Origin of the sequence: Helicobacter trogontum (genome assembly GCF_000765905.2) — a bacterium.
Lineage (GTDB): Bacteria > Campylobacterota > Campylobacteria > Campylobacterales > Helicobacteraceae > Helicobacter_A > Helicobacter_A trogontum.
The window spans coordinates 1-1,486 of record NZ_JRPL02000083.1; the positions used below are offsets into that span (position 1 = coordinate 1).

At 31.0% G+C, this 1,486-nt stretch carries 1 protein-coding gene and 1 pseudogene; both read left to right on the forward strand.

Going from position 1 to position 1,486, the window contains the following annotated elements; all coding sequences use genetic code 11:
- Nucleotides 1-101 precede the first annotated feature (101 nt).
- Nucleotides 102-944 carry a hypothetical protein gene (locus tag LS81_RS12245; protein ID WP_237022245.1) on the forward strand — a complete coding sequence of 281 codons (843 nt, stop codon included), beginning with the start codon at nt 102-104 and terminating at the stop codon, nt 942-944.
- 334 nt (nt 945-1,278) lie between these two features.
- Nucleotides 1,279-1,486, forward strand: a pseudogene (locus LS81_RS10915) (hypothetical protein); the annotation flags it as partial.

The window sequence follows — 1,486 nt, forward strand, 5'->3', positions numbered from 1 at the left end:
GGCTAAAAGTAGCCTATATCCCAAAAGAGGCAAACGATACAAGCAAGGCAATCTATGGTGTAATACACGAAAGCCAAGTAAGTTTTGATTGTGAGGAGTAAATGAGTTACTACCTACTCCCAAATGATATTTATAAGGGAAATATAATAACATTTAATCCTAAAGAATATTTACAACAAGCTCACAGCAATACACTATCAAATCAACCAAACTCTAAAGATAATCCTCTCAACTACTCCCAACAACTCCAATATCTTACACAAGGAGATTATACTTTAGTTATCTTTGCCTATAAACAAACACCCACTCATACCAAAGCAGACTACAACCCTCCCCTATCGCTTAGATTCAATGGCAAAGAATTACAGATAGTAGAATGGGGAGAGGTGAAAAGAGAGAAAAGCTTTGGACTTCATCCCTTAAGCCTCAATAATCCAGAAAGGCAATTTACTGAATCTAAAAAGTATTTTATACAAATAGACAATATATCCCCTATCCCATTATCTCAAAAAATATATTATCTAGATATATATGATGAAAACAACAATAAAGTAGGAACTATTACAAACAACAATACACAAAATATAATCAATACAGAACTTTTAATATATGATATATTCTGTGATTTTGCAAATATATTGCTAGAATATCAAGGAAAATATGCTGCAAATAGAATAAAACTAGAGGTGGAGTATGAAAGAAACAATCTTCGTTTAAGTGGTAAAGAATGGGTAAAAGAGTATAAAGAAAAAGGGGGACAAAGTAAGGGGAGTATGCTAAACGATTTAGAATATAATTTCAAAAAAAATGTAATTTCCCTTGTTAATGTCTTGAGAAATTCTGGTGCAAATGTTATTGTAACTTCTACTAGAAGATCCAAGAAAAGGGCTATGCTTATGCACTATGTTTGGCGTATAAGTATTTCAAAAAATATGACTCCCTAACAAGCCCAAACAGAAACACAAAAAGAAAATATCCCAATAAATTGGATACATACAGATTCTAGCGGTAATTATTCAGAGAAAATTTCAAGAGCAAAAATACTAGATATGGAAAATGCTTATAGAATAAAATAAAGTATCCCTACATCAAATCATATTTTAGGTAAAGCTATTGATGCGATGATATTTGGATAAAAAATATAAAAATTAAGGATAAAATAGGAAATAATGGTCCTAAACGCAGTGATCTTTATGATACTAGGGCAACTTATGGAGTCCATAAGTTGTTAAAAGATGACCCACATTGGTCATTTAATGGAAAATAAAGGAAAAGGCGATGCGTTATGTATTGATTATATTGTTTTGTTATAGTAGTTTATTTGCAAAAATAGAAATAAAAAACTTCACAGACACAAATATCACAAAAGCGTATGAAGAAATGAGATATAGTCTTTCTGAGACTTATTATCTGCCACAAAATATCACGCCTATGAAAAATGTTGCGCAAATGTTTGATAATGATGAAAGTGAAATTTATGGCTATG

What these genes read in the sequence shown, in the direction of transcription:
- LS81_RS12245 (WP_237022245.1), top strand. Translation starts at nt 102, where the DNA reads ATGAGTTACTACCTACTCCCAAATGATATTTATAAGGGAAATATAATA.